Source organism: Sphaerochaeta sp. S2, assembly GCF_016406725.1.
Lineage (GTDB): Bacteria > Spirochaetota > Spirochaetia > Sphaerochaetales > Sphaerochaetaceae > Sphaerochaeta.
This window is the reverse complement of sequence record NZ_JAEKNT010000550.1, coordinates 1-4,750: the sequence shown is the minus strand read 5'-3', so window position 1 is coordinate 4,750 and position 4,750 is coordinate 1. Positions and strand designations below refer to the sequence as shown.

4 protein-coding genes and 1 tRNA gene are annotated in these 4,750 nt (G+C 46.4%); 3 read left to right on the top strand and 2 right to left on the bottom strand.

Annotated features, from left to right (window positions below; translation table 11 throughout):
* The coding region (locus tag JF818_RS16210) for an ABC transporter substrate-binding protein (protein WP_198893078.1) at positions 1 to 789 on the bottom strand (789 nt) is incomplete at its 3' end.
* A 135-nt stretch (positions 790 to 924) separates the two neighbouring features.
* Between JF818_RS16210 and JF818_RS16205 the strand changes: the two genes are divergently transcribed.
* A complete protein-coding gene (locus tag JF818_RS16205) occupies positions 925 to 1,845 on the top strand; it encodes a helix-turn-helix domain-containing protein (RefSeq protein WP_198893077.1) in 921 nt (306 codons plus the stop codon).
* Positions 1,846 to 1,928: 83 nt separating this feature from the next.
* A complete protein-coding gene (locus JF818_RS16200; protein ID WP_198893076.1) occupies positions 1,929 to 3,101 on the top strand; it encodes a serine hydrolase in 1,173 nt (390 codons plus the stop codon).
* Between the two features lie 99 nt (positions 3,102 to 3,200).
* Here JF818_RS16200 and JF818_RS16195 read toward each other — a convergent pair.
* Positions 3,201 to 3,274: transfer RNA gene (locus JF818_RS16195), tRNA-Ala, on the bottom strand.
* A 165-nt stretch (positions 3,275 to 3,439) separates the two neighbouring features.
* Between JF818_RS16195 and JF818_RS16190 the strand changes: the two genes are divergently transcribed.
* Positions 3,440 to 4,750, top strand: a 1,311-nt coding sequence (locus tag JF818_RS16190; RefSeq protein ID WP_198893075.1) for a DUF1538 domain-containing protein, incomplete at its 3' end; no start/stop codon positions are given.

The following is a 4,750-nucleotide window of genomic DNA, read 5'->3' as shown; positions in this document are numbered from 1 at the left end:
AATCTGTCCTGCAGGATAGATGTTGGAGGCTGCTTTTTTGCTGATGTACCCTTTCTTTGCGAAGTCTGACCAGATTTTGCCAAACTCAAGAACCGCTGGGTCGTTGAATTCATTGTTGTTGGCCATTTCCAGGGTTCTCTCATAACCAGCAAGACGAGCCATGTTGTACCCGAAGAATGCTGCCATGTATGCATCATCAACCGTAATTGGGGTAATTCCTGCCTGTACCAGCTTTGCGCATACATTCTCGAACTCAGTCCATGTTTTTGGGGTCTCGGTGATACCTGCCTTATTGAAGTGATCCTTGTTGTACATGACCACAAAAGCAAATGGCTGGTAAGGAGCTGTTTTGAGTGTGCCACCACCGGCCTGACGAGCAAGGTCAATCAAGGCTGTACTTACTGCATCACTGTAGCTCTCACCACCTGTGGTGGGGTAGCTCTTGGATACATACTCTTCCAAAGGAAGAAGATATTCACCCCACGTGGAGTTAACACGAGAGATATCCTCATCAAAGATATCAATCGTCTCTCCAGCATCCAGAGCAGGTTGCAGGGTCTTTCTGATCTCGCGACCATTGAAGACGATTTCAACCGCGATACCAGTCTCTTCTTCAAATGCTTCAGCAGCCTCAGCCATGACAAGGCCCTGTGGCTCAGCTTCATTCCACATCGACCAGTAGGTGACAGTCTTTTTTCCAGCAGCATCTTCTGCTGATCCCCCGGCAAACAGCGGGGTGACGATAACTGCCAATACCAGCAGTGCAACAACCATTCCTTTTTTCTTCATAGTTGACTCCTTTTTGTGTGAAGAATTCATATTTGAATTGCAATCTAACTCGAGTATAAGCCCGTTTCTTATACTTGATTTATCCAAAAAAACATAATGTTTGTCGTTTATGATTTTCTCTTGTATACTAGAATCATGGCAAAACACATAGATGGATTTTCCCTCTCCCCCATGAAGATTGAGCTAAATGTGAGTCATTTTGTGACCTTTCATTATTTTGAATACCCTCACAAGTTTATCTTCAAAGGTGAGCGGCATAACTTCTGGGAGTTGCTGTATGTGGATAAGGGTGTGGTATTTGCTGGGACCGACAGGGAGAGGTATCAGCTTCAGCAGGGGCAGATAATCTTCCATAAACCAAATGAGTTTCACAGTGTGGAGTGCAATGGGATCATCTCTCCCTGTCTGGTGGTTATCTCCTTTGTCTGCAATTCCCCAAGCATGGACTATTTCAAGAACAAGGTTCTGCGTATTACCCAACGGACCAAGAGCCTGATGTCCATCATCATCAATGAAGCGAAGAAGAACTTCCAGACAAATTTATCAGACCCTTTCTATACCAAGTTGGAATTACGTGACAATCGGCCATTTGGGAGCGAGCAATTGATCAAGAACTATTTTGAGGCATTCCTTTTGGAGTTGATCATCCAGAACTCCCAGAATGAGAAAGAAGGAACCTTGCTCAACACTACCCAAGTGGAGGACAGGCGTTTCCGTTTTGAAATGGCGAACTCCTACATGCAACATAATCTTTCTGAAAATCTCAGTCTGTCCGACATATGCAATCACTGCTCAATGAGCAACTCCCTCGCCCAACAGATTTTCAAGCATGAAACAGGTAATAGTGTCATGCAGTGGTATGCCCGCTTAAGGATAGAAAAAGCAAAGCAACTGATCAGGGAAGGGAAGGGGAACATGACCACCATCGCCTACCAGCTTGGCTATAGTTCCATCCACCACTTCTCCAAACAGTTTTCCAAGGTCGATGGAATGAGTCCAACCGAATATGCCAAGTCTATCACCAGCCTCCTGAACAAGGATCTTGGGTTGTTGTAACGAGTCTGCTCTAGATGACTATAGCTGGTTTGTATTGTATAATGGCCTTCATAAAAACCTTATGTATATGGTTGGAGAGGGATATGTGGAAAAAACGTTTAGCAATTCTTGTTGTGTTGTTGGTACTTCTGGAGGCCGTAGTGATTGCCAGTACTATAACTGAACCAACCGCTCTTACTCGTTTGTTTACAAATGGTCCTACCAGTATCAAATACACCCAGCAGTTTGAGGCAGCAGTACCTCCCTCCTCCATGCAACAGCTTATCAGCCAATTAGCTGATCAACTTGGTGATTTCAAGGAAGTAGATGGAACTAAGAATCCGTATACTGTTGTTCTGGAACATGGAACAATTACAGCATACATCAGTTTGGATGGACAGGGAAAAGTTGCCGGTCTCCAGTTTACAGAAATCATCGATACACGTGGCACCCTCGCTGATGCCGTGAAGAAGATAACCTCATTGGATGGAGAAAGCTCCGTACTGATTCGTAAGAATGGAGAGATTCTCGTGGACCACCAAGGGAATACTCCTCTTGCAGTTGGCTCTTCTTTCAAGCTTGGTATCCTGGCAGCCCTCCAGGATGCAATAGCTGCTGGGCAATTACGGTGGGACCAGAGTGTACCAATACGTTCTTCACTGAAGAGTCTCCCTACCGGTATTCTTCAGGATTGGCCGGAGGGTACCCAGGTAACCATTGAGACGCTTGCTGCACTTATGATCTCCCAGAGTGACAACACTGCCACTGATGTATTGCTTTCTTTGGTAGGCAGGCCCAGCGTAGAGAAGTATCTCCCCCATAGTATTCCTGTCCTTTCTACCGGGGATATGTTCCGGCTTAAGAACCCAGAGAACGAGGACATCCTCAAACAGTATCGGAAAGCTTCCCTAGCTCTTAAAAGAACGTTGCTTACCGTTCTCCCACACAGAAACCTCCCTGAAGCAAGTATCTTCTCGGGGGACCCTGTTGCCCTTGATATTGAGTGGTTCATGACAGCATCGGAGCTTGCCGATTTGGTCGAACGACTCCAGCATCTGGATCTGATGACCATCAACGCAGGCTTGGCAACCAAGGAGAAGTGGCAGCGTGTTGCCTACAAGGGAGGCAGTGAGCCAGGAGTACTTAATCTCACCACGTTCCTTATTGATGAAGAGGGAAACCAGTATACGGTAGTGGTAACGGTAAATAACGCAAAGAAAGCTCTGGATGAGGCAAAGATTATGGAGACCTACCAGGCAATGCTGAATTATTTGTAGGGAGGAGCTTGATTAGGTGTTGGTTTTCTTTCTCCTTCCGTATTACCGACCTTCGATTGAGCCAAAAAAAAGCCATTGCTTTCGCAACGACTTCTTAAGTGGAGGTAAGGGGAATTGAACCCCTGACCTTTTGAATGCCATTCAAACGCTCTAGCCAACTGAGCTACACCCCCAAGACAATAACAAAAAGTATCATACGAATTGACCCGTAATAAGTCAAGTATGTCCAGCAAATTTTCTCTAAGGTTGGATTAAGCGTTGACCTTTTTTATGTAAAAGGGTATAAAATCTTATTATAAAACTAGTTAAATACATGAAGAATACAAGAGGATTTGCATATGGAGGCGCTTAAAAAGGTGAAGGAAGTGGGGCTTTCCATCCTCCCTGTCCTCTTGTTGGTAACATTGCTCCATTTCTTTGTAACTCCATTGAGCGAGGGGATGCTCTCTTCATTTCTCATCGGTGGGGTGCTGATTATTCTCGGCCTTTCCCTATTCTTGCTTGGCACTGATATTGGTCTTATCCCGATCGGAGAGCGAATAGGATCTGCGGTAACGAGAAAGAAGCGGCTCTCCCTGTTGTTGATTACCGCTTTATTGGTAGGTATGGCAATCATCTTTGCTGAGCCGAATATCAGTGTCTTACTCGAGCAAGTCTCGCTGGTAGCTCCCTCCATTTCTCCTCTCTCCATGCTTCTATCCATAGCTCTCGGCGTAGGCTTCTTCTTGATGATCGCCATGGTCCGTGTAGTCCTGCATATCGGGCTGAAGTGGGTCTATGCAATCAGCTATCTTCTACTGCTTGTACTGGGAATATTCAGCAAACCTGAATTCCTGGGGATTGCCTTTGACAGCGGTGGAGCTGCAACAGGTCCCCTTGCTGTTCCCTTTATCATGGCTCTTGGTGTTGGCATTGCTCACGTACAGAAAAGCCAAACGGATGCAGACAACTTCGGCTACGTTTCCTTGGCCCTTATCGGCCCTACCATGGCCATGTTGGTGCTTTCCCTCTTCAGTGGAGATGGCAATACAGCAGTGCAGAATACTTCATCAGTACCGCAGATACAGCCCTTTCTCTCGCTCTTTGCACCAAGCACACAGCAGGTACTTTCTTCCTTGTTTCCTCTGGTCGTGTTATGCATCCTCTACCAGATATTCCTGGTGAGAATGCCAGCCAGGCAGTTGATTCGTATGGCATTTGGTTTGGTGTATGCCAGTTTTGGCCTTATCCTGTTTTTTGTTGGGGTGAATGGTGGTTTTATCCCGGTCGGGTACCAGATCGGCTATCAGCTTGGCATGCTCAATGAGAGCCTCTTGCTACTATTTGGACTGGTTATCGGTGCGGTTACGGTGCTCAGCGAGCCATCGGTAGCCGTTTTAATCGATCAGGTACAGGAGATAACCCAAGGTCATCTGAGAAAGCCAGTAATGCTCGCAGCCCTGTCAATCGGAGTAGGGGGGAGCGGTCTGATGGCCATGTTCCGTATCATACACAGTCTTCCTATCTGGTACTTCCTGGTTCCTGTCTATGGCCTTGCAGTGCTGCTCTCTTTCCGGGTACCGGACCTTTTTGTAGGCCTTTCCTTCGATAGTGGAAGTGTAAGTTCAGGCCCTCTGGCTTCTACGTTCATTCTCAGTTTTGCCATAGGC